Consider the following 21,189-nt stretch of genomic DNA (forward strand, 5'->3'; position numbering starts at 1 on the left):
CTCCCCCACCCCAACCCCTCCCCTGAAGGGGAGGGGCTTTAAAAATGTCCGGGGGGACCAACATGGCGCAGCTGCCGGGCATGCCTTCATGGGGGCAGGGCTGGCTGGATGCCTATCTCGCGCAGGCCGATCGCGGTGATGTCGTGCGTGGCGATGTCGGCCGGGGAGCGCGCTGGTGGCACCATTTGTTTGACGGCGTCGCCACCCTAACCGAGGGGCGCCTGCAGCGGCTGCAGGATCGTGTCGGGCGGCAGGTCGATGAGATCGGCACCGCCTTCCGCCTGCCCGGCGACAGCGTCGAGCGGCGCTGGCAATCCTCGGCGTTACCGCTGCTGATCGGCGAGGATGAGTGGCAACGCATCGCCATCGGCGTCTCCCAGCGCGCCGAACTGATGGAGCGCGTGCTCGGCGATATCTACGGGCCTGCCGAGCTGGTTTCGAGCGGGGCGCTGCCCGCCGCGCTGGCCACGGGCTCTCCGCATTTCTGGCGCGCGATGATCGGCATGCCGCCGCCGGGCGGCCATCGGCTGCACATCTATGCGGTCGATCTTGCGCGCGGGCCCGATGGCGAGTGGCGCGTGCTGGCCGATCACACGCGCGCTCCGATCGGGGCGGGCTATGCTCTGGAAAATCGCCTCGCTTCCAGCCGCGTGATGGGGGCGCTGCAGACGCGGCTCAACATCCAGCGCCTCGCCGCCTTCTTCGCGGCCTTCCGCGAGGGACTGGCGGCGAGCTGCCGCCGCGCCAATCCGCGAATCGGGCTGCTGACGCCCGGCCGTTACAATCCCAGCTATGCCGAACAGGCCCATCTGGCGCGTTATCTCGGCCTGCTGCTGGTCGAGGGCGACGATCTCGCGGTGCGCGGCGATGAGCTTTTTGTTCGCACGATCGAGGGGCTCAAACGGATCGATGGCCTGTGGCGCCGCATCGATACGCGCTTCCTCGATCCGCTGGCCTTCGACAATAGCTCGCGGATCGGCGTGCCGGGGCTGATGGATGTGCTCGCCAACGGCAATGCGGTGATCGCCAACTTGCCCGGCGCCGGGCTGGCCGAATCCCCGGCGATGGCGGCCTTCCTGCCGGCACTGTCGCGGCGTCTGCTCGGCGAAGAATTGAAGCTGCCCAATATCGCCACCTGGTGGTGCGGGCAGCAGGGGCCGTGCGCGGAGATGGTGGCGCAGCTCGATGAATTGCTGGTCACGCCCGCCTTCGGGCGCGAGCTGCCCGGGCTGACGGCGAGCGGCGTGCTGGCGGGCAACCTCAGCTTCGAAGCGCGGCAGGAGTTGATCGCCGCGATCGCACGGCGGCCGCAGGATTATGTCGGTCAGGAGGTCGTCCAGCTATCGACCATGCCGGTCGTTGCGGGAGGCCGTGTCGTGCCGCGCCCCTTCATTCTGCGCGCCTTTGCCGCCCGCAACGCGCACGGAAATTGGGAAGTGATGCCCGGCGGCTTCGCGCGGATCGGCGAGCAGATGGACATGCGCGCGACGGTGATGGGGGCCGGCGCCTTCTCCGCCGATTGCGGCGTGGTGGCTTTGGGCCCGGTCGAGCCCGTCTCGCTGCTGCCGCCCAATGTCGCGGTGCGCCGCAATCCGGGCACCCTGCCCAGCCGCGCCGCCGACAATCTCTTCTGGCTGGGCCGCTATATCGAGCGGGCCGACGCCACCGTGCGCCTGGTCCGCGCGACGCTGGGGGGCACGCTCGATGCCGATGGCGGCGCCAGCCTGGTGCCGATGACGCTCGATCGGCTGGCGACTTTGCTGATCTCGACCGGCGCCGCCAAGCTCGGCGGCGAGGACGAGGAGGACGACGAGCCCGAAGGTTCGATCCGCGATCTCGCCGAAATGGCCGAGGCGGCTCTCGATGGGCCAGGCCTCGCCAGCGTCCGCAGCCTCTTCGCCACCGCGCACGGCATCGCCGAGGTGATCCGCGAGCGGCTGGCGGCGGATGTCTGGCGGCTGATCGACATGGCTTTGCCCAAGCCGATCATCGTCGGCCAGGAGGATGCGGGCGCGATGCTCGCGCGCGCCGCGGAGGTGCAGGAGCGCTGCTCGGCGCTGGCGGGTCTCGCCGCCGAGAATATGGGGCGCACAGCGGGCTGGCGCTTCCACGATCTCGGCCGCCGGATCGAGCGCGCGCTGTCGGTCTGCCGGCTGGTGCGCAGCTTCGCCACCGATCAGGCAACCGCCGACGATCTTACTACCCTGCTCGATCTCGGTGATAGCCAGATCAGCTATCGCGCGCGCTACTTGACCGGGCTGGCGCTGGTGCCGGTGCGCGATCTCGTCGCGCTCGATCCGTTCAACCCGCGCAGCATCGCCTTCCAGATCGCGCGCATCCGCGAGCATCTCGCCGAGCTACCGACGCTGCGCGACGACGGCATCGCCGAAGAGCAGGTCTCGCTGGTCGAAGAGATCGGCCTGATCGTCGCCACCACCAAGGCCGAGGCGATGTCGCCGACCGGGGTGCTGGCGCTGGAGAATAGGCTGATGGCGCTCTCGGACGCGATCGGGCGGCGCTACTTCCTGCAGGATGCCGAGACGTTGCGCGCGCCGGGCATGACGCTCGCGTGATGCGCTACCTCGTCCGCCATCAGACCCGCTTCGATTATAGCTATCCGGTGCGGTTCGCGCGTTGCAACCTGCGGCTGCATCCGGTCGATTGGGATGGTCAGCGCATCGAGGACTATCGGCTGAGCGTCGATCCCGTCGGGCAGGTTACGCCCGGACGCGACGGCGGCTATCTGGCAATCACCGACCGTCTCGTGGTCGATCGCCCCGCGATAAAATTGGTGATCGAGAGCCGGTCGACGCTAACGGTCGATCGCGAGGCGCCGACCGCCTTGGCGGGCGATCATTCCGTCACGCAGGCGGGCGTTGCCGCATCCGACCAACGCGCCCTTGATCGCATGGCGCCGGCGAACTTCCTCTTTCCCTCACCGCTGATCGCGACCTTTCCAGAAATCACCGCTTGGTGCGCGAAGGAGCTTCGGCCGGAGCGCGGCATCGTCGAAGCGGGACTGGCGCTGGCCAAGGCGATCCAGGCGCAATTCCATTACGACGGCAGCGCCACCGAACTCGACACCAGCCCGCTCCAAGCGTTCGCGGCCAAGCGCGGCGTCTGCCAGGATTTCGCGCAGATCATGATCTCGGGCGCGCGCTCGGCGGGTGTCGCCGCAGCCTATGTCTCGGGCTATCTCCGTACTGTACCGCCGGCGGGCAAAGAGCGGCTGGTCGGTGCCGATGCCACCCACGCCTGGGTGATGTTGTGGTGCGGGCCGGAGCGCGGCTGGCTCGGCTTCGATCCCACCAACGGCGTCACGGTCGGCAGCGATCACATCGTCTGCGCGATCGGCCGCGATTATGCCGATGTTTCGCCGATCGACGGCATCTTCCTCGGCCGCGATGGCCAGAAGATCGAAGTAGCCGTCGATGTCGAGCCGCTGGCCGAAGCCGGCGAACTCACGCCGCCTGCATCTGCTCGGGCGCGTTGATCCGCGGCGCGATATCGCCCTTGCCCGCGCGCTGCAGGAGCCGATTGATATAATCGAGCTTGCCCACGATCGCGTCCGACAAGTTGAAAGGATAAAGATCGGGCTGGCCCATCGATCGGTTGATCGCATTCTCAGCGAACGAGAAGGGCAGCCATTCCGAGATCAGCACCTTGGTATCGGCATGATACGGATCGAAGGTGACCTCTACCTCTTCGTCCTCGCGCCATTTGGTCATGCGGATGCCGAAGCCGTCGATCGTCGCCAGCGCATCGATGATGTGCATCAGGTGCGCGAAGGTTTCGGCGAAATCCTCCCACGGGTGCATCGTTGCATAGGAGGATACGAAGTCGGTCGACCAGCCGCTGCCGCTGTCGCCATAATGCTTTTCCATGGCCTCTTCGTAGCTGATGCGCTCGTCGCCAAAGACCGCGCGGAAGGCCTCGACCTCGTCGGTGTCCTCGATCAGCCGCGCCCAATAATAATGGCCGACCTCGTGGCGGAAATGGCCGAGCAGGGTGCGGTAGGGCTCGCCGAGACGGGTCCGCATCTGCTCGCGCTGGACGTCGTCGGCCTCGAGAATGTTGAGCGTCACGAGGCCGTCCTCGTGGCCGGTGGTGATCTGCACGGTGCCGGTCTGCTCGCCGACCGGATCGTAAAGGAAATCGAAGGTCAGGCCGGGGATGCGGCCATTCGCCTCGGCCTCGGCCTGCGTCTCGATCGGCAGGTTGAGGTGGAGGAGGGTGTGGAACAGCCGCCGCTTGGCCGCCTCGATCTTGGCCCAGCGCTCGGGGACGCCGGGGCCGGTGAGATCGGGAATAGTGCGGTTGTGCCGGCAGGCAAGGCACATCGGCTGATCGCCGACCGAGGGCACCAGCCAGTTGCACACGGCATGCTCATTATTGTTCTGGCAGACGACCACGTCATGCGTTTCGCCCTTGGCATCGCGCCAAATCGTCGCTTCGTCGCCGAGGAACAGGAATTGGTCGCTCCCCGGATCATAGCCGAGCGTGAAGCTACAATTCGGGCAGACGCGCACCTCGAAATGGTTGGGGCGTGCACAATTGGGGCAGGCGTAGGGGCGCACTGACGATATCCTGGAATTGGAGAAGTTGCGCGCTGAACGCCTTTGCGCGCGCAAAGTGCCCCGCCTCTTGTTAAAAGCGCTTTTGGTCCGCATTTCTGCGCCAAGACGGAGGTGGATTTGGCGGATCTTTACACGACCCTTGGCGTGGCGCGCGGCGCCGATGAAGCGGCGATCAAGAAGGCCTATCGCAAGCTCGCCAAGGAGCTTCATCCCGATAGGAACAAGGACAATCCCAAGGCGACCGAGCGGTTCAGCCAGGTGACGCAGGCCTATGATCTGCTCTCGGACAAGAACAAGCGTGCCCAATATGATCGCGGCGAGATCGACGAGCAGGGCAATCCCAAGATGCCCTTCGGCTATGGTGCTGCGCCCGGAGGCGGCGGTGGCTTTCGCCCCGGTGCGCGTCCGGGAGGCGGTGGTTTCGAGTTCGAGACGGGCGGCAGCGATTTCGGTGACATCTTCGAAGGCTTGTTCGGCGGCGCGCGGCGCCAGCAGAGCGCGGGCAGCGGCTTCTCGGGCTTCGGCGCCCGCGCGCCGCGGCAGAAGGGCGCGGACGTTGCCTACAAGCTCGCGGTGGATTTCGAGGATGCTGCCGCACTGAAGCCGCAGCGTATCACCCTCGGCACCGGCAAGACGATCGACCTCAAGATCACCGCCGATGCCGTGGCGGGGACGCCGATGCGGCTGGCCGGCCAGGGGGAGGCGGGGCCGGGCGGCAACGGCGATGCGCAGGTGACGATCGAGGTGAAGAGGCACCGCTTCTACACGCGCGACGGCGATGATGTGCGCGTTGATGTGCCCGTGCGGCTCGACGAGGCCGTGAAGGGCGCCAAGATCAAGCTTCCGACTGTAGAGGGCGCGGTGATGATGACGATCCCGGCGGGCTCCAATTCGGGCAAGGTGCTGCGGCTGAAGGGGCGGGGGTTCCATCGCAAGGACGGCTCGCGCGGGGATCAGCTGGTGACGCTGATGGTGGATCTGCCGGTGGATGATGCCGCGTTGAAGAGTTTCGTCGAGGGGTGGACGGCGGATGCGGGGCGCAATCCGCGCGAGGCTTTGGGCGTATAACTCCCTCTCCCGCGAAAGCGGGAGAGGGGTTTAGGGGGCGCTCGGCTCCGCCTTCGCTTCGGCCAGTACCAGCGAGAACAGGCCTTCGGGATCGGTCCATTCGCGGATCGGCGTCCAGCCACCCGCGGCGAGCAGTTGCCGGGCCGAGCGGGCGTCATATTTGTGGCTGTTTTCGCTGTGGATCGTCTCGCCCTTGGCCATCGTGAAGCGGTGGCCGGCGATGGCGAAGGCGACGTCCTCAGTTGCCTCCAGATGCATCTCGATCCGCGCCCAACTATCGTTCCAGCAAGCCACGTGGCGGAAGCGTTCGACCGGCACATCCCCGTGCAGCTCGCGGTTGATCCGGTGGAGCAGATTGAGGTTGAACGCCGCCGTTACGCCTTGGCGGTCGTCATAAGCGGGGACCAGCACGTCCTCGCCCTTCACGCGGTCCATGCCGATCAGCAGCATCGCGCCCAGCCCCAGGGTCTCGATCATCCCGCGCAGCAGATCAACGCCGGAGCGGGGGACGAGGTTGCCGATCGTCGATCCGGGGAAGAAACCGAGCTTGGGCAGATCCGCGACGATCTGCGGCAGCGCCACCGGCCGCATGAAATTGCCTTCGACCGGCAGCACCGGCAGGCCGGGGAAGGCCTGGGCGAGACCCGCTGCGCTCTCGCGCAGGAAATCGCCCGAGATATCGATCGGCACATAAGCGGCGGCATCGATGCTGCGCAGCAGAGTCGGCGTCTTGGCCGAGGAGCCCGATCCGAATTCGATCACCGCGCGGCCCTTACCTGCGGCCTCTGCCACCTCGCCACCGACTTCGGCGAGCAGGGTGGTTTCGACGCGCGTCGGATAATATTCGGGAAGCTTGGTGATCTCCTCGAACAATTCCGATCCGCGGCGATCGTAGAACCAGCGCGCCGGGATCGCCTTCCTTTCGGCGGAAAGGCCGGCAAGCACATCGGCGAGGAAGGCGGGATCGACCATGGCCGCGGCCGGGGCGGGGGTTTCGTCGAGACGCAGCATCAAAGATCCTTCGCCAGCCGCACGCCGGTGAATTGCCAGCGCTGCCAGGGATAGAAGAAGTTGCGGTAGGAGGCGCGGGAGTGGCCGCGCGGCGTCGCGCAGCTCGCGCCCTTCAGCACCGCCTGCCCGCTCATGAATTTGCCGTTATATTCGCCGACCGCGCCCGCCGCAGGCCGGAAGCCGGGGTAGGGCAGGAAGGCGCTGCCGGTCCATTCCCAGACATCGCCAAACATCTGGCCTGGCGAATTGGAGCGGGAGGCGGCACGGGGGCGCACCGGCCCGGCATGATCGAGCTGGTTGCCTGCCGCAGGATCGAGGCCCTCGGCGGCGCTTTCCCATTCCGCCTCGGTCGGCAGCCGTGCCCCGGCCCAGCGCGCAAAGGCATCGGCCTCGTAGAAGCTGATATGCGTGACGGCGGCAGCCGGATGTAGCGGGTGGACGCCGTCCAGCGCAAAACCCAGCCAGCCGCCCTCGCCATCGCGCCGCCAGTAAAGCGGCGCCTCGATCCTCTCGCGCTTCACCCACGCCCAGCCATCGGAGAGCCAATGCGTCGGATCGCTATAGCCGCCGTCATCGATGAAGCTCTGCCATTCGGCATTGGTGATCGGGCGATCGGCGATCGCGTGCGGGCGCAGCAGCAGCGGATGGCGCGGTCCTTCGCAATCGAAGGCGAAGCCGTCGGCGGGATCATGGCCGATGCTGACGATACCGTCCCGCCCCGGCTGCCAGCCGATCGCCTTGGCCAGCGGCGCGGGTTCGGCACGGGGAATCGGCCAGACGGCGGGATCAACGGGATTTTCGGCGAAGGCGGCGAGGATATCGGTGAGCAGCAATTCCTGATGCTGCTGCTCATGATGGATGCCGAGCTCGATCAGCGCCAGCGCGGCGGGCGGCAGATTGGGCATCGCCGCCTCCAAAGCCTCATCCACCGCGCCGCGCCAGGCGATCACTTGGGTCAGGCTCGGCCGGCTCAGCATCCCGCGCCGATCGCGGGCGTGGCGCGCGCCTTCGGCCTCATAATAGCTGTTGAAAAGGAACGCGAAGGCGGGGTCGAACGGCCTATAGCCCGCGACATGATCGCGCAGCACGAAGGTCTCGAAAAACCAGGTGGTGTGCGCGAGGTGCCATTTGGCGGGCGAGGCATCCGGATGCGGCTGGATCGTCGCATCCGCATCGGACAGGCTTGCCACCAGCCCGACCGAGAGCGCGCGCGTCTGCGCCAGCCGCTGGTCAAGCGGGCGCGCTTCGCCGACCGTATCGATCCGTGCAGCCAATTGGTCTTGCCCCCTTGCGATGTTCTGAAAATGTTTCTTCGCCCAAAAAGTTTCAAGGGCGCCTTGCGACGGGCTGCGCTTGCGGGGGAGGCCCCTTCTCCTATAACGGCGCAGCCTATTGCTATCAGGCATCCCGCTTTAAGGTCGCTCCATGATCCGTGTGTCCCGTCTTGCCACTGTTCTCGCGCTCGGGCTGGCGCTCGCCGGCTGTGCGCATCACAAGAAGGGCAAAATGAGCGTTGCCAAGCTGGCGCCGCCCCTCGTCACCACGATCGGCACCAACGCTTATCTATGGCGCGCCGCGCTGGACACGCTGTCCTTCATGTCGATCGCGCAGACCGATTCGAACGGCGGCGTGATCATCACCAATTGGTATGTGAACCCCAGTGTGCCGACCGAGCGGATGAAGGTTTCGGTGACGATCCTCGATCAGGAGCTGCGCGCCGATGCGGTGCGTGTCGGCGTCGCGCGGCAGATCCTGCAGGGCGGGGTGTGGAACGATACCTCGGTGCAGGCGAGCACCGGCCAGAAGCTGGAGGAGATCATCCTTCAGAAGGCGCGCGACATCCGCCGCAACGCCGCCGGCGGCTGATATCAGCGCCATGAGCGAGCGTTTCGAGGCCGCGGGCGCCGACGCGCGCTGGCAGGCGGAGTGGGAAGCGCGCGGCACCTTCCACGCCGACGACAACAGCAACCAGCCCAAGAGCTATGTGCTCGAGATGTTTCCCTATCCCTCGGGGCGCATCCATATGGGCCATGTCCGCAATTATACGATGGGCGACGTGCTCGCGCGGTTCCGCCGGATGCGCGGCATGGAGGTGCTGCATCCGATGGGCTGGGACGCCTTTGGGATGCCCGCCGAAAATGCCGCGATGGAAAAGGGCGTCCACCCCGGTGACTGGACCCGCGCCAATATCGCGGCGATGCGCGCCGAGCTGAAACGGTTGGGCTTCGCGCTCGATTGGTCCCGAGAACTCGCCACCTGCGAGCCGGACTATTACGGGCACGAACAGGCGCTGTTCCTCGATTTTCTGGAAGCGGGGCTGGTCTATCGCAAGGAAAGCGCGGTCAATTGGGATCCGGTCGACATGACCGTGCTCGCCAACGAGCAGGTGATCGACGGGCGCGGCTGGCGGTCTGGCGCGCTGGTCGAGCGGCGGAAGTTGAGCCAATGGTTTCTCAAGATCACCCAGTTCGGGGATGATCTGCTGGAGGGGCTGCAGGGCCTCCAGCATTGGCCCGACAAGGTGAAGCTGATGCAGGCCAATTGGATCGGACGATCCAAGGGGCTGCGGTTCAAGTTTGCGCTGGAACGTCCCTCGACTTCGCTCGGGACGAACGGCCTTTCCAACATTCCGTTCGTGTCGAGCGACGTCGAGACACGTTTTTCGGACGTCGAAGTCTTCACCACCCGGCCCGACACGATCTTCGGCGCGAGTTTCGTGGCGATCTCGGTCGATCATCCGCTGGCGCAGGCGCTCAAGGACAGCACCGCCGGCCTGCCCGAATTCATCGAGCAATGCCGCAAGACCGGCACCGCCGCCGCTGAGATCGAGACCGCCGAGAAGCTCGGCTTCGATACCGGCCTCAAGGCGACGCACCCGCTCGATCCAAGCTGGCAGCTGCCCGTGTTCGTCGCCAACTTCGTGCTGATGGAGTATGGCACCGGTGCGGTGTTCGGCGTGCCCGCGCACGATCAGCGCGATCTCGATTTCGCGCGCAAATATATGCTGCCGGTGACGCGCGTCGTTGCGTCCTCACCGGAGGAAAAGGACAAGCCCGTCCATGACGAGGCGGACACCGATCCCGGCCTGATCGTCAATTCGCGCTTCCTCGACGGCATGACCTCCGAGGATGCCAAGGGCGCGGTGATCGCGCGCGCCGAGGCCGAGGGCTGGGGCGAGGGCACTACCGTGTTCCGCCTGCGCGACTGGGGTGTCAGCCGCCAGCGTTATTGGGGCACGCCGATCCCGATCATCCATTGCGATGGTTGCGGGCCGGTCGGCGTGCCGCGCGATCAATTGCCGGTGGTGCTGCCCGAGGACGTCAGCTTCGATATCCCTGGCAACCCGCTCGATCGCCATCCGACCTGGAAGCATGTCGATTGTCCGAAGTGCGGCGCGCCCGCGCGGCGCGAGACCGATACGCTCGATACGTTCGCCGATTCGAGCTGGTATTTCATCCGCTTCGCCAGCCAGCCGAAGGACAGACCGTTCGATCGCGCGGTGGCCGAGCAATGGCTTCCGGTCGGGCAATATATCGGCGGCGTCGAACATGCGATCCTGCACCTGCTCTATGCCCGCTTCTGGACGCGCGCCCTCCAGCATATCGGCGCGCTCAACGTCGCCGAGCCGTTCACCGGCCTGTTTACGCAGGGCATGGTGACGCACGAAACCTATAAGGATGCGGTCGGCAACTGGCTGAGCCCCGCAGAAGTCTCGAACAGCGTTGTCACCGCGACCGGAGAGCCGGTAACGGTGGGCCGCGTCGAGAAGATGTCGAAATCGAAGAAGAACACGGTCGATCCCGGGCCGATCGTCGATCGCTACGGCGCGGACGCGGTGCGCTGGTTCATGCTCTCCGACAGCCCGCCCGAGCGCGATCTGCCGTGGAGCGAGGCGGGGATCGAGGGTGCAGGGCGCCTGGTGCAGCGGCTTTGGCGCGCGACCGCGCCGGGAGAAGGTGCGGGGGGTGCGGATCTCGACCTCGATCGCAAGCTGCATCGCACGATCGACGGCGTCGCCACCGATATCGAGGCGCTGTCGTTCAACAAGGCTGTGGCCAAGCTCTACGAGCTGATCGGCGCGATCGAAAAGGCCAAGCCTTCCGCGTCGCGCGATACGGCATCCCGCACGCTGATTCGTCTCGCCGCGCCGATGGTGCCGCACATTGCCGAAGAGGCCTGGGCGCGGATCGGGGGTGAGGGACTGGTCGCCGATGCCGAATGGCCGGCGGTCGATCCGGCGCTGCTGATCGATGACGAGGTGACGATCGCGATCCAGGTCAACGGCAAGCTCCGCGACACGATCCAGGCGCCCAAGGGCAGCTCGCGCGAGGAACTGGAGGCATTGGCCCGCGCCAACGCCAAGGTGCTGGCGATCCTTGCCGGGGCCGAGCCGAAAAAGGTTATCGCCGTGCCCGATCGTCTGGTGAACCTCGTCGCATGAAAATACGCGCCGCCTTCGCTTTGCTGGCGGCGGTGCCGTTGCTCGCCGGTTGCGGGCTCCACCCGCTTTATGCCGGTGGCGGATCGGGGCCGGTGGCACGGGGCCTTGGCGAGATCGACGTCGGCGCGATCGGCGGCAAGAATGGCTGGCTGGTCCGCACCGCCTTGATCGATCGGCTCGGCGCAGCCCCCAAAGGTGAGCCGCGCTACAAATTGACCGTCGAACTCGATGACCAGATTCTCGGCTTCGGCGTCCAGCAGGATAATACCGTCACGCGCGAGCGGCGGACGCTGCGCGCGCGCTACAAGCTGCTCGATGCCGAGAATGGCACGGTGCTGCTCGATGCCACCGCGGGATCGGATGCGGGTATCGACGTCGTCACGTCCGAATATGCGGTGATCGCTGCGGAGCAGACCGCGATGGAGCGGCTGTCGGGCGAAGTCGCCGATCAGATCATCGCGCGGCTCGCGCTCTACATTCAGAGCAATACGGCGAAGCGATGAAGCCCGCGGAAGCCCGCCTCGTCCGCGCGCTCGATGCGGCCGATCCGGCGATCCGGCTCTACGTTCTGCACGGCGAGGATCAGGCGGGCGCGCGGTCTTTTGCCGATCGGCTCGGCAAGGCATTGGGCGCCGAAGCGGAGCGGATCGATCTCGATGGCGCAACCTTACGCAGCGATCCCGCGCGGCTGGCGGATGAAGCGGCGGCTTTCTCGATGTTCGGCGGCAGGCGCTGGATCCGGGTCGATCCTGCCGGAGACGAGTGTCATGATGCGGTCGAGGCGCTGCTGCAGGCCTCGGCGGCGGGCAATCCGGTGGTGTTGATCGCGCCCGCGCTGCGCAAGGATTCCAGGGTGGTGAAGGCGGCGAATGCCAGCGAGGCGGCGATCGTCCATGCGTGCTATGCGCCGGAGGGCCGCGATCTCACGGATCTCACGCAGAGCCTCGCCCGCGAACAGGGCCTCGACATGCGCACCGATGTCGCCGCGCGCCTGGCGCGCTCCAGTGGCGGCGATCGCGCGATCCTGGCGAGCGAGATCGAGAAGCTCGCGCTCTATCTCGATGCAGCGCCCGATCGGCCCAAGAAGCTGGAGGATGATGCGCTGGAGGCGCTGGGCGCGGGCGTCGACGAGGGCGATCTGTCGCGTCTGACGGCGGTGGTGTTCGGTGGCGATGTCGCGGCGGCGGACGACGAACTCTCAAGGCTGCTCGCGGAGGGAATCGAGGGTATTCCGGTGCTCCGCGCGCTTGGGCGGCGGGCGCTGCTGCTCGCCCAGCTCGGCGCGCAGGTGGCGGCGGGGGACAGCGTCGATCGCGTTATGGAGACCAGCGGCAAGAGCGTCTTCTTCAAAGAACAGCCCGCCGTGACGCGCGCGCTGCAGCGCTGGAACCCCGCCACCCTCGCCACCGCCGCCGCCCGCATCGCCGAGGCGGAGCGGCAGGTGAAGGCGCCGGGCTATCCGGGCGGGGCGCTGGTCGAGCAGGAGGTGCTGGCGATCACCCGAAGGGCGGCGCGGCGAAATTAAATCCTCCCCCGCCAGGGGGAGGTGTCAGCGTAGCTGATGGAGGGGGCGGTCGGCGGCGAACCCGATGGCACATCGCGTCCTCCCCCTCCGTCGCCTTCGCCACCTCCCCCTGGCGGGGGAGGATTTACAATCCCCAATCCAGCAGCGGCCAGCCACGCCGCTTCGCCAGGTGCCGCAACTTCTTGCTGGCGTTGACCGCGAAAGGCTCGTCGGCCCATTCCAGCACCGGCGCATCCGAGACATGGTCCGAATAGAAACGGACGCGGACGGCGCTGCGATCGATCCCCTGCTCTGCGCACCAGGCCTGGATCAGCCGCAGTTTGGCGGGGCCGTAATTATTCTCGCCGTCGATCTTGGCGCGGATGATATCGTCGAGGCCCATGGCGCTGCCGGTGGCGATGACGTCATCGAAGCCGAGCTTGGCGGCGATCGGCTCGACATAGAAGCGATTGGAGGCGGTGGCGAGGACGAGGCGGCGGCCGGCGGCTTTGTCCTCGGCAATCTGGCGGAGCGCACCGGGATGAAGGTTGGCCTTCACTGTCAATGCGGCGAAGCTTTCGGTCGCTGGCGCCAGCCGCGCCCTGGGCACCGCGCCCCCCAGCAAAAGCCGCTGAACAATCTCCTTGAGCCGCCGCCTATCGATCAGCTTTGCCGCATAGGTCGCCATCACCAGCGGCACCAGCGGCGCCATCACCAGCCGCCACGGCGCGATTCGGGCGGCGGCGTGGATCAGGAACGGTGTATAGGTGCCCGTCCGCGTGATCGTCCGGTCCATGTCGTAGATCGCGATCTCAATCATTCGCAGCGCCCCACACCAGCCATGGAACAAAGGCAAGCGGTTGCGGATTTTCGACAAATAGATATGCGAGCGTTATGAATTCAGCGGCCGACTTCGATATCGACGAGGCCGATGGGGGCACCCTGAAGCTCAAGGGCAACCTGACGCTGGCGCGCATGGGGGATCTGCCCAACCGACTCGAAAGCATAAAGCACCCCAAGAGGGTCGATCTTTCCGGGGTGGAGCGGATGGATACGGTGGGGGCGTGGCTGATTCACCGCCTCGTCCGCGACAGCGATGCCGAGGTGACCGGCGCGCGGGAAGAGGAATCGATCCTCCTCGAACAGGTCGGCCAGGCCGATCGGCCTGCCAAAATTCGCCCGGACAAGACCCCCTCGTTCCAGCGTGTGCTGGGCCAAATCGGCGCGGCGACGATCGTCGCTTTCTCCACGCTGTTTGGGCTGATCGGTTTCTTCGGGGCGATCCTCATCGCGTTGGCCGAGATGATCCGCCACCCCCGCCGCTTCCGCGGCCATGCCGTGGTCCGTCAGTTCGAGGTCGTCGGCGTCGAGGCGCTAGCGATCATCGGGCTGATGAGCTTCCTGATCGGCGTCGTCATTGCCCAGCAGGGCGCGATCCAGCTCAAGCAGTTCGGCGCCGAAATCTACACGATCAATCTGGTCGGCCGCCTCACCTTCCGCGAGCTTGGCGTGCTGATGACCGCGATCATGGTCGCTGGCCGATCGGGTTCGGCGTTCGCCGCGCAGATCGGTTCGATGCGGCTGGCGGAGGAGGTCGATGCGATGCGCACGATCGGCGTCTCCCCGATGGAGGCGTTGATCATCCCGCGGGTTCTGGCCGGTGTGCTGATGATGCCTTTGCTCAGCTATTATGCCGCGATGATCGGTCTGGTCGGCGGGGGCCTGTTCTGCTGGACCTCGCTCGGCATCCCGCCCGCCGCGTTCATCCAGCGGGTGCACGAGGTGGTGCCGGTCACCGATGCGCTGCAGACCCTGATCAAGGCGCCGGTGTTCGGCCTGCTGATCGCAATCTCCGGCTGCTATCAGGGCATGCAGGTGGAGGGTAATGCCGAAGCGGTGGGCCTGCGCACCACGGCGGCGGTGGTGCAATCGATCTTCCTCGCAATCGTGCTCGATGCCTTCTTCGCCGTGTTCTTCGCCACGATCGGATGGATCTGATGAGCGCCGCGCTCGCCGAAAAGCCGCACGAGGATCCCGATGCCTTCAAGAAAGGCGAGGCGGTCATCATCGTTCGGGATCTCAAGAACGGCTTCGGCGAGCAGATGGTCCACGATGGTCTCGATCTCCAGGTCAAGAAGGGCGAGATCCTTGGCGTGGTCGGCGGATCGGGCACGGGCAAATCGGTGCTGATGCGATCGATCATCGGCCTGCAGCAGCCGCTGTCGGGCGAGGTCGAGGTTTTCGGCGAGCCGATGATCGGCCGCGAGGAGCATGAAGCGCGCGAGATCCGTAAGCGCTGGGGGGTGCTGTTCCAGGGCGGCGCCTTATTCTCGACGCTCACCGTCGCCGAAAATGTCGAAGTGCCGCTGCGCGAATATTATCCGTCGCTGGATGAGGCGCTGCTCGATCAGATCGCCAATTATAAAGTGGCGATGAGCGGCCTGGCCCCCGAGGCGGGCGCAAAATTTCCGTCCGAGCTTTCGGGCGGGATGCGCAAGCGTGCCGGCCTCGCGCGCAGCCTGGCGCTCGATCCCGAGCTTCTCTTCCTCGACGAGCCCACCGCGGGCCTCGATCCGATCGGCGCCGCCGCCTTCGACGATCTCATCAAGGGATTGAAGGAGACGCTGGGGCTCACCGTCTTCCTGATCACCCACGATCTCGATACGCTGCACGCCATTTGCGATCGCATCGCCGTGCTCGCCGACAAGAAGGTGGTGGCGATCGGAACGATCCCGGAATTATTGGCGTTGGACCATCCCTGGATCCAGGAATATTTCAACGGCCCGCGCGGACGCGCTGCAAATGAGACGAGTGAGCGGCACGCCCACGACGACCCCGCCGAAAATCAGAAGCGGCGCGACGCCGCGCTCAATTCGGCGGGTGGCGATACTGTCGCGCAGAACGGCACGGAAAACCCTGGGGGCGAGGATCGCTGATGGAAAACCGATCGAACAATATCCTGGTCGGCAGTGTCGTCTTGATCCTGCTTCTCGTTGCCGTGGTCGTCACCGTCTGGCTGGCGAGCTTCGGCGGCACTCACGAGAAGAAGTACGACATCTTGTTCAAGACCTCGGTCGATGGCCTCGCCAAGGGCTCCACGGTGGCCTTCTCGGGCGTGCCGGTCGGCAAGATCGATGACATCTCGCTCGTCCCCGATCAGCCCGAGCTGATCAGGGTGCGCATCGAGGTCAAGGAGGATACGCCGATCCTCGAAGGCACCGCCGCTACTGTGCAGGGCAGTTTCACCGGGACCAGCACGATCAATCTGGATGGCGCAGTCAAAGGCGCGCCGCCGATCGATCAGCCGGGGCCCTGGGGCTTTCCGCTGATTCCGCCCAAGGCCGGCGGTCTTGGCGCGATCCTCGCCAACGCGCCGCAATTGCTCGATCGCCTGACGACGCTGACCGAACGCATCACCGATCTGCTCAATCCGCAGAATCAGAAATCGATCAGCGATACGCTGGCGCATATTGATACGCTTTCGGGCGCGCTTGCCGATCGTAGCCAGGATATCGCCGCGACGCTGGCCGACGCGCATCTTGCCGTACAGCAGGCGGGCGATGCCGCGCAGAAGATCGGCAATCTGGCGGATACGACCAACCAGAACGTCAAGCCGCTGCTTGCCAACCTCAACGATGCGGTCGCATCGGCCAAGCACAGCATGGCCAATCTCGATGGCGCGATCGCCGATGCGCGGCCGGGCATCAAGGCGATCAGCACGCAGACCGTGCCCAACCTCAACAAGCTGATCGCCGATCTGGGCGAAACCGCCTCTTCGCTGCAGGCGATTTCGGGCAAGCTGGATCGCGGCGGCGCCGGCGGGCTGATCGGCGGCGACAAATTGCCGGACTATAAGGGCCACAAATGAGCCAGGGAGGACCGACCATGATGATCCGCCGCTTCGCCGTCCTGGCGCTCATGCTGCCGCTGGCCGGCTGCATCAGCTTCGGCGCCAAGCCGCCGCCCGCGTTGATGTCCCTATCGGCGGCGACGCCGGTTGCGGCGGGCACGACGCGCACGACCAGCGACGAGAAATCGGTCGCCGTTAACATCCCCACGGTGCAGCCCGCACTCGCGACGCAGCGCGTCATGGTACAGGACGGCCCCAATTCGGTCGCTTATGTGCCGAAGGCGCTGTGGGCGGGATCGCCGGCCTTGCTGTTCCGCAATCTGCTCGCGGAAACGATTACTGCCAAGACGGGCCGCTTCGTGCCCGATCAGCGCGCGACCGGCCTCCAGCCCGATCTTAGGGTTTCGGGGCAACTCGTGCAGTTCGGCGTCGACGCGCCCGCCAGGCAGGCGGTGGTGATCTTCGACGGTGTGCTCGCGCATGCCGGATCGACCACGCTGCAGACCCGGCGCTTCGAAGCGCACGCGCCGATTGCGGCGGTGAATGAGGGCGATGTTGCGGCCGGGGTCAATCAGGCGGCCAATCAGGTTGCCGCCGATGTTGCCGCCTGGGTCGGGGCCAACTAACCCTGAAGCTCATGAGGATCGGAATCATCGGTGCGGCCGGCCGCATGGGGCAGGCCATCGCTGGGCTCGCGCCGGAACTGGACGTGACGGTGGCGGGCGGCTTCGATCGCGACGGCGTGGTCAGCGGCGACTATGCCGATCTGCCCGCCTTGGCCGGCGCGGTGGACGTGCTGATCGACTTTTCCAATCCCGAAGCCCTCGCCGCCAATCTGGAAGCGGCACGGTTGGCCGGTACGCCGATCGTGATCGGCACCACCGGGCTCGGCTCCGATCATCATGCCGCGATCGATGCCGCCGCGCTGCGGATCGCGATACTGCAGACCGCCAACACATCGCTGGGCGTCAACGTCTTGGCGGCCTTGGTCGAACAGGCGGCGCAGAAGCTCGGGCCCGATTGGGATATCGAGATCGTCGAGATGCACCATCGCCATAAGGTCGACGCGCCCTCGGGCACGGCGCTGCTGCTCGGCGCGGCAGCCAATGCCGGGCGCGGTACGGCGAGCAACCGCCTCGATCGTATGGCAGGGGGCGCGCGCCAGGAAGGCGACATCTATTATGCCTCGCTGCGCGGCGGATCCGTAGCGGGCGATCATCAGGTGGTCTTTGCCACCGAGGGCGAGCGCATCGAACTCGGCCATCGCGCCGAAAGCCGCGCAATCTTCGCGCGCGGTGCGCTCAGGGCAGCGCAGTGGCTCAGGAGCCAGCAGGCGGGCCGCTACACGATGGCGGATATGCTCGGCCTCTAGAAGTGAAGAAGGCCGATATCTTCGAATTCTATCGGCGGCTGGCGGAGGACAATCCCGCGCCGGAAACCGAGCTGCAATGGACCAACCCCTACACGTTGCTCGTCGCCGTCGCGCTCTCCGCTCAGGCAACCGATATCGGCGTCAACAAGGCGACGAAGGCGCTGTTCGCCACGGTCGATACGCCGGCCAAGATGCTCGCGTTGGGCGAAGCGGGTCTCAAGCGGCACATCAAGACGATCGGCCTGTTCAACACCAAGGCCAAGAACGTCATCGCCGCTGCGCAGATCCTGGTCGATCGCTTCGGCGGTGAAGTGCCGCGCGATCGCGCCGCGCTGGAGACGTTGCCCGGCGTCGGCCGTAAGACCGCCAATGTTGTGCTTAATGTCGCGTTCGGCGAGCCGACGATCGCGGTCGATACGCACATCTTCCGCGTTGCCAATCGCACCAGCCTCGCGCCGGGCAAGGATGTTCGGGCGGTGGAGGACCGGCTGATGAAGGTCACGCCCAAGCCCTTCCTCACGCACGCCCACCATTGGCTGATCCTGCACGGCCGCTACGTCTGCAAGGCGCGACGACCCGAGTGCTGGCGCTGCATCGAAGTCGATCTTTGCGCGTTTAAGCCCAAGACCCCACCGCCGACCGATGCCGGCGCCCACGGGGCCGTGCCGGAGAGCCCCTGATGCCACGCACCCTCGCCTTCATTCTCCTCGCCGTTGTTTCCGCCGCAAGCGCCAAGGCGCCCCCGGAAGTCGTCACGCCTGCGGGCAAGCCCGTCAGCTGCGTGCCCCTCGCCAACATCCGTGAAACGCACGTCCGCGACGATCGCACGATCGATTTCGTCATGACGGGCAAGACATCCTATCGAAACACGCTGCCCTACGCCTGCCCCGAACTAGGCTTCGAAAAAGCGTTCAGCTACGAAACCTCGCTCAGCCAGCTCTGCTCCAGCGATATCATCACGGTCTTCCGCAACGATGGCGGCGGTCCGCGCCGCGGCGCCAGCTGCGGCCTCGGCCCCTTCCAGCCGGTCACGGGCCTGCGTTGACGGGCTAGCGGGAGGCCCAAGCGCCTGCTAAGCGCGCCCGCAGGCACCCGTAGCTCAGCTGGATAGAGCGCTGCCCTCCGAAGGCAGAGGCCAGGGGTTCGAATCCCTTCGGGTGCGCCAAATCTGATAACGATGGCCCGGTAGGGGGACGTTCAACCCCGCTGCGCGGCGGTCTCGACACGCTGGAGCACGCGATCGAGGGCGATCAGCAGCTCCTCGTCATCGGCGTTGGCGGCGGCGCGAATCTGATCGACGATGGCGACGATCGCCTCGGGGCTGGCCGCGCGGATATGATCGAGCCGTTCGATCTCCATCATCGCCTCACTGGCCAGACGGCGTAACTGGTGCTCGTGTTCTGCCGGCAGGCCGACATGCGGCTTGGAATCGATCGCGCAGAGCGTGCCGAGTGCAGCGCCTTCGCGCGTGACCAGCGGCGCGCCCGCGTAAAAACGAATGTGGGGCGCTTCAGTTACCAGCGGATTGTGTGCGAAGCGCGGGTCCTGCGTGGCGTCCGGCACCACCATTGTCTCGCCGGGTTCCAGAATGGCGTAAGCGCAGAACGCAATGTCGCGGTCGGTCTCTTCGGCTTCCAAGCCATGGATAGCCGGGAACCATTGCCGATCGCGATCGACGATCGAAATGGCCACGATCGGCACATCGAGCAGTTCGGCGACGCGATCGACGATCGCGCGCAGTCGCTGGTTGCCGCGCAACGACAGCACGCCGGAGGCGAAGAGCGCCGCCTGACGAAGCACCTCTCCGGGCGGGAGCGGCGCGGAAGGGAAAGGCATTGCGGTCAAGCCAGGCTCCGAGCGAGTTTTGAACGGTAAGAAAAGGTAACATTCCGGTCCATCCGGGATTGTACTTAGCGGTCCTTGAACGCCTAGACGGGGGGCGTTTCATTGGCGGCGAGCACTTCTCCGGCGAGGTAAAGCGAGCCGCCTATCAGCACGGTCAGCGGCGCCTGCGCTTCATCGGCGATAGCGCGCAGCGTGGCCTCCAGGCCGTCGTTCGAGGCGACCGCGAGCCCGTGGATCGCGGCGGCCGTGGCAATCGCGCCGGGATCATGCGCGGCGTGGCCCGCGATTGGCATCGGGTGGATCACGGCTTTGCTCCCTGCAAAGGGCTCCAGAAAGCCCGTGAGATCCTTGTTGGCGAGCATCCCGAGCAGGATGTGGAAGCGGCGGCCGGGAGCCAACCGGCGGCGGAAGAAATCCGCGATGGCGCGGCCCGCGGCGGGATTATGGCCGCCATCCAGCCAGAGTTCGGCGTCCGCTGGCAGGAGCGCGGCCAGCCGCCCGTGACTAAGCTGCTGCAGCCGGGCCGGCCATTCCGCCCAGCCCATCGCCGCGCGCAGCGCCGCAGGCGGCACGGCCAGCGCATCCTGATGGCGCAGCATCGCCACGGCCAGCGCGGCATTGGTTGCCTGATGCGCACCGGGCAGACGCGGCAAGGGTAGCTCAAGCTCGCCTTGCGAGTCCTTGTAGCGCAACTTGCCGCCCGCGGCCTGCGCGTCCCATCCCGCATCGCGCGCGATCCAGTGCGTGCCGACATGCTTGACCACCTGGCCGATGCGATTGGCGACGCGGGCCGGATAGTGGAGCGTGACGAGCGGCGCCCCGGCCTTGGCGATGCCCGCCTTCTCGGCGGCGATATCCTCGATCCGATCGCCGAGGAAGGCCTGGTGATCGATCCCGAGCTGCGCGATCCCGCAGATCAACGGCTGCTCGATTACATTGGTAGCGTCGAGACGGCCCCCGAGTCCGACTTCGATAATGCAGGCATCGGCGCGGTGGCGCGTGAAAGCGAGGAAAGCGGCGGCGGTCGTTACCTCGAAGAAGCTGGCGCCGATATCATGGCTGGCATCGAGCACCTCCTCCAGCAGCTGCGCGAGCAGCGCATCGTCGATCAGCGATCCGGCGATCCGGATGCGTTCGTTGAAGCGGACGAGGTGCGGGCTGGTGTAGACGTGGCAGGTCAGCCCAGCCGCCTCGATCGCCGCGCGGAGGAAAGCGCAGGTCGAGCCCTTGCCGTTGGTGCCCGCGACATGAAACACGGGCGGCAGATCATGCTGCGGATTACCGAGCCGATCGAGCAGCGCCGTGATGCGTTCCAGCCCGAGGACGTCGGCGCCCGGCGATAGTGCCCATAGCCGATCGAGCTGTCGCTGCACCGCCGGATCGGTAGAGTGGGCGTGATCGGCCAAGTCTCACCCCTCCCTTTCAAGGGAGGGGCAGGGGGTGGGTAAGCGACGAAGGGGTTTGATGCCCGGCACGTCGCTTTGCGGCAAGAGGTTGGAATTCTCTTGGCGCGCAGACGCG

20 protein-coding genes and 1 tRNA gene are annotated in these 21,189 nt (G+C 66.2%); 15 read left to right on the top strand and 6 right to left on the bottom strand.

Translation table 11 applies throughout. From position 1 onward, the window contains the following. Nucleotides 1-44: 44 nt before the first annotated feature. A complete protein-coding gene (locus tag FHS31_RS05190; RefSeq protein WP_243843282.1) occupies nt 45-2,573 on the top strand; it encodes a circularly permuted type 2 ATP-grasp protein in 2,529 nt (842 codons plus the stop codon). Next, nucleotides 2,573-3,493: a transglutaminase family protein gene (locus tag FHS31_RS05195; RefSeq protein ID WP_167072302.1), complete on the top strand. Its 921-nt coding sequence runs from the start codon at nt 2,573-2,575 to the stop codon at nt 3,491-3,493. Before FHS31_RS05190 ends, FHS31_RS05195 begins: the two co-directional genes overlap by 1 nt. On the opposite strand, the gene FHS31_RS05200 is transcribed toward FHS31_RS05195, so the two are convergent. Next, nucleotides 3,462-4,577 (bottom strand): putative zinc-binding metallopeptidase, encoded by a 1,116-nt coding sequence (locus FHS31_RS05200; RefSeq protein ID WP_167072303.1) that lies wholly within the window; start codon nt 4,575-4,577, stop codon nt 3,462-3,464. The two genes, FHS31_RS05195 and FHS31_RS05200, sit on opposite strands and share 32 nt — an antisense overlap. 117 nt (nt 4,578-4,694) lie before the next feature. On the opposite strand from FHS31_RS05200, the gene FHS31_RS05205 reads away from it, so the two are divergent. Then, nucleotides 4,695-5,645 (top strand): DnaJ C-terminal domain-containing protein, encoded by a 951-nt coding sequence (locus FHS31_RS05205; protein ID WP_167072304.1) that lies wholly within the window; start codon nt 4,695-4,697, stop codon nt 5,643-5,645. 30 nt (nt 5,646-5,675) lie between these two features. On the opposite strand, the gene egtD is transcribed toward FHS31_RS05205, so the two are convergent. After that, nucleotides 5,676-6,656 carry an L-histidine N(alpha)-methyltransferase gene (gene egtD / locus FHS31_RS05210; RefSeq protein ID WP_167072305.1) on the bottom strand — a complete coding sequence of 327 codons (981 nt, stop codon included), beginning with the start codon at nt 6,654-6,656 and terminating at the stop codon, nt 5,676-5,678. After that, the gene (gene egtB / locus FHS31_RS05215) at nt 6,656-7,930 is read right to left on the bottom strand and encodes an ergothioneine biosynthesis protein EgtB (protein WP_425057199.1); all 1,275 of its coding nucleotides are present in this window, start codon (nt 7,928-7,930) and stop codon (nt 6,656-6,658) included. The genes egtD and egtB overlap by 1 nt, the downstream gene beginning before the upstream one ends. Nucleotides 7,931-8,081: 151 nt before the next feature. Between egtB and FHS31_RS05220 the strand changes: the two genes are divergently transcribed. Genes FHS31_RS05220 through holA form a run of 4 tightly spaced genes read left to right on the top strand, consistent with a single transcriptional unit; the run spans nt 8,082 to nt 12,622 of the window. After that, nucleotides 8,082-8,522, top strand: a complete 441-nt coding sequence (locus FHS31_RS05220; protein WP_167072307.1) for a DUF3576 domain-containing protein — start codon at nt 8,082-8,084, stop codon at nt 8,520-8,522. Nucleotides 8,523-8,532: 10 nt separating this feature from the next. Further along, nucleotides 8,533-11,097 carry a leucine--tRNA ligase gene (leuS, locus tag FHS31_RS05225; RefSeq protein ID WP_167072308.1) on the top strand — a complete coding sequence of 855 codons (2,565 nt, stop codon included), beginning with the start codon at nt 8,533-8,535 and terminating at the stop codon, nt 11,095-11,097. Beyond that, nucleotides 11,094-11,600, top strand: coding sequence for an LPS assembly lipoprotein LptE (gene lptE / locus FHS31_RS05230; RefSeq protein WP_167072309.1), 507 nt, complete (start codon nt 11,094-11,096; stop codon nt 11,598-11,600). Before leuS ends, lptE begins: the two co-directional genes overlap by 4 nt. Further along, the gene (holA, locus tag FHS31_RS05235) at nt 11,597-12,622 is read left to right on the top strand and encodes a DNA polymerase III subunit delta (RefSeq protein WP_167072310.1); all 1,026 of its coding nucleotides are present in this window, start codon (nt 11,597-11,599) and stop codon (nt 12,620-12,622) included. Before lptE ends, holA begins: the two co-directional genes overlap by 4 nt. 124 nt (nt 12,623-12,746) lie before the next feature. On the opposite strand, the gene FHS31_RS05240 is transcribed toward holA, so the two are convergent. Beyond that, nucleotides 12,747-13,421 (bottom strand): HAD family hydrolase, encoded by a 675-nt coding sequence (locus tag FHS31_RS05240; RefSeq protein ID WP_167072311.1) that lies wholly within the window; start codon nt 13,419-13,421, stop codon nt 12,747-12,749. Between the two features lie 74 nt (nt 13,422-13,495). Between FHS31_RS05240 and FHS31_RS05245 the strand changes: the two genes are divergently transcribed. The 8 genes from FHS31_RS05245 (at nt 13,496) to FHS31_RS05280 (ending at nt 18,988) form a co-directional block, all read left to right on the top strand. Beyond that, complete coding sequence (locus tag FHS31_RS05245) at nt 13,496-14,599, top strand: ABC transporter permease (RefSeq protein ID WP_167072312.1); 1,104 nt, start codon at nt 13,496-13,498, stop codon at nt 14,597-14,599. Then, nucleotides 14,599-15,537: an ABC transporter ATP-binding protein gene (locus tag FHS31_RS05250; protein ID WP_167072313.1), complete on the top strand. Its 939-nt coding sequence runs from the start codon at nt 14,599-14,601 to the stop codon at nt 15,535-15,537. The genes FHS31_RS05245 and FHS31_RS05250 overlap by 1 nt, the downstream gene beginning before the upstream one ends. Further along, on the top strand, nt 15,537-16,469 hold the full coding sequence (locus FHS31_RS05255) for an MlaD family protein (RefSeq protein ID WP_167072314.1): 933 nt from the start codon (nt 15,537-15,539) through the stop codon (nt 16,467-16,469). The genes FHS31_RS05250 and FHS31_RS05255 overlap by 1 nt, the downstream gene beginning before the upstream one ends. Nucleotides 16,470-16,486: 17 nt before the next feature. Then, nucleotides 16,487-17,077: an ABC-type transport auxiliary lipoprotein family protein gene (locus FHS31_RS05260; RefSeq protein WP_167072315.1), complete on the top strand. Its 591-nt coding sequence runs from the start codon at nt 16,487-16,489 to the stop codon at nt 17,075-17,077. Between the two features lie 11 nt (nt 17,078-17,088). Beyond that, nucleotides 17,089-17,823 (top strand): 4-hydroxy-tetrahydrodipicolinate reductase, encoded by a 735-nt coding sequence (gene dapB / locus FHS31_RS05265; RefSeq protein ID WP_167072316.1) that lies wholly within the window; start codon nt 17,089-17,091, stop codon nt 17,821-17,823. A 2-nt stretch (nt 17,824-17,825) separates the two neighbouring features. Then, nucleotides 17,826-18,503, top strand: coding sequence for an endonuclease III (nth, locus tag FHS31_RS05270; RefSeq protein ID WP_167072317.1), 678 nt, complete (start codon nt 17,826-17,828; stop codon nt 18,501-18,503). Further along, nucleotides 18,503-18,868 carry a hypothetical protein gene (locus FHS31_RS05275; protein ID WP_167072318.1) on the top strand — a complete coding sequence of 122 codons (366 nt, stop codon included), beginning with the start codon at nt 18,503-18,505 and terminating at the stop codon, nt 18,866-18,868. Before nth ends, FHS31_RS05275 begins: the two co-directional genes overlap by 1 nt. A gap of 43 nt (nt 18,869-18,911) precedes the next feature. After that, nucleotides 18,912-18,988 (top strand) — tRNA-Arg (locus FHS31_RS05280). Nucleotides 18,989-19,020: 32 nt separating this feature from the next. Here FHS31_RS05280 and FHS31_RS05285 read toward each other — a convergent pair. Continuing rightward, nucleotides 19,021-19,659 carry a GAF domain-containing protein gene (locus FHS31_RS05285; RefSeq protein ID WP_167072576.1) on the bottom strand — a complete coding sequence of 213 codons (639 nt, stop codon included), beginning with the start codon at nt 19,657-19,659 and terminating at the stop codon, nt 19,021-19,023. Nucleotides 19,660-19,751: 92 nt separating this feature from the next. Continuing rightward, nucleotides 19,752-21,074: a bifunctional folylpolyglutamate synthase/dihydrofolate synthase gene (locus FHS31_RS05290; RefSeq protein WP_167072319.1), complete on the bottom strand. Its 1,323-nt coding sequence runs from the start codon at nt 21,072-21,074 to the stop codon at nt 19,752-19,754. Between the last annotated feature and the right edge of the window lie 115 nt (nt 21,075-21,189).

The sequence above is a fragment of the Sphingomonas vulcanisoli genome, from assembly GCF_011761305.1.
Classification (GTDB): Bacteria; Pseudomonadota; Alphaproteobacteria; order Sphingomonadales; family Sphingomonadaceae; genus Sphingomonas_I; species Sphingomonas_I vulcanisoli.

Excerpts from the sequence above, each read along its gene's own strand:
- FHS31_RS05190 (WP_243843282.1), top strand. The coding sequence starts at position 45 with ATGTCCGGGGGGACCAACATGGCGCAGCTGCCGGGCATGCCTTCATGG.
- FHS31_RS05195 (WP_167072302.1), top strand. The coding sequence starts at position 2,573 with ATGCGCTACCTCGTCCGCCATCAGACCCGCTTCGATTATAGCTATCCG.
- egtD (WP_167072305.1), bottom strand. The coding sequence starts at position 6,656 with ATGCTGCGTCTCGACGAAACCCCCGCCCCGGCCGCGGCCATGGTCGAT.
- FHS31_RS05220 (WP_167072307.1), top strand. The coding sequence starts at position 8,082 with ATGATCCGTGTGTCCCGTCTTGCCACTGTTCTCGCGCTCGGGCTGGCG.
- leuS (WP_167072308.1), top strand. The coding sequence starts at position 8,533 with ATGAGCGAGCGTTTCGAGGCCGCGGGCGCCGACGCGCGCTGGCAGGCG.
- lptE (WP_167072309.1), top strand. The coding sequence starts at position 11,094 with ATGAAAATACGCGCCGCCTTCGCTTTGCTGGCGGCGGTGCCGTTGCTC.
- holA (WP_167072310.1), top strand. The coding sequence starts at position 11,597 with ATGAAGCCCGCGGAAGCCCGCCTCGTCCGCGCGCTCGATGCGGCCGAT.
- FHS31_RS05240 (WP_167072311.1), bottom strand. The coding sequence starts at position 13,421 with ATGATTGAGATCGCGATCTACGACATGGACCGGACGATCACGCGGACG.
- FHS31_RS05245 (WP_167072312.1), top strand. The coding sequence starts at position 13,496 with ATGAATTCAGCGGCCGACTTCGATATCGACGAGGCCGATGGGGGCACC.
- FHS31_RS05250 (WP_167072313.1), top strand. The coding sequence starts at position 14,599 with ATGAGCGCCGCGCTCGCCGAAAAGCCGCACGAGGATCCCGATGCCTTC.
- FHS31_RS05255 (WP_167072314.1), top strand. The coding sequence starts at position 15,537 with ATGGAAAACCGATCGAACAATATCCTGGTCGGCAGTGTCGTCTTGATC.
- FHS31_RS05260 (WP_167072315.1), top strand. The coding sequence starts at position 16,487 with ATGATGATCCGCCGCTTCGCCGTCCTGGCGCTCATGCTGCCGCTGGCC.
- dapB (WP_167072316.1), top strand. The coding sequence starts at position 17,089 with ATGAGGATCGGAATCATCGGTGCGGCCGGCCGCATGGGGCAGGCCATC.
- FHS31_RS05275 (WP_167072318.1), top strand. The coding sequence starts at position 18,503 with ATGCCACGCACCCTCGCCTTCATTCTCCTCGCCGTTGTTTCCGCCGCA.
- FHS31_RS05285 (WP_167072576.1), bottom strand. The coding sequence starts at position 19,659 with ATGCCTTTCCCTTCCGCGCCGCTCCCGCCCGGAGAGGTGCTTCGTCAG.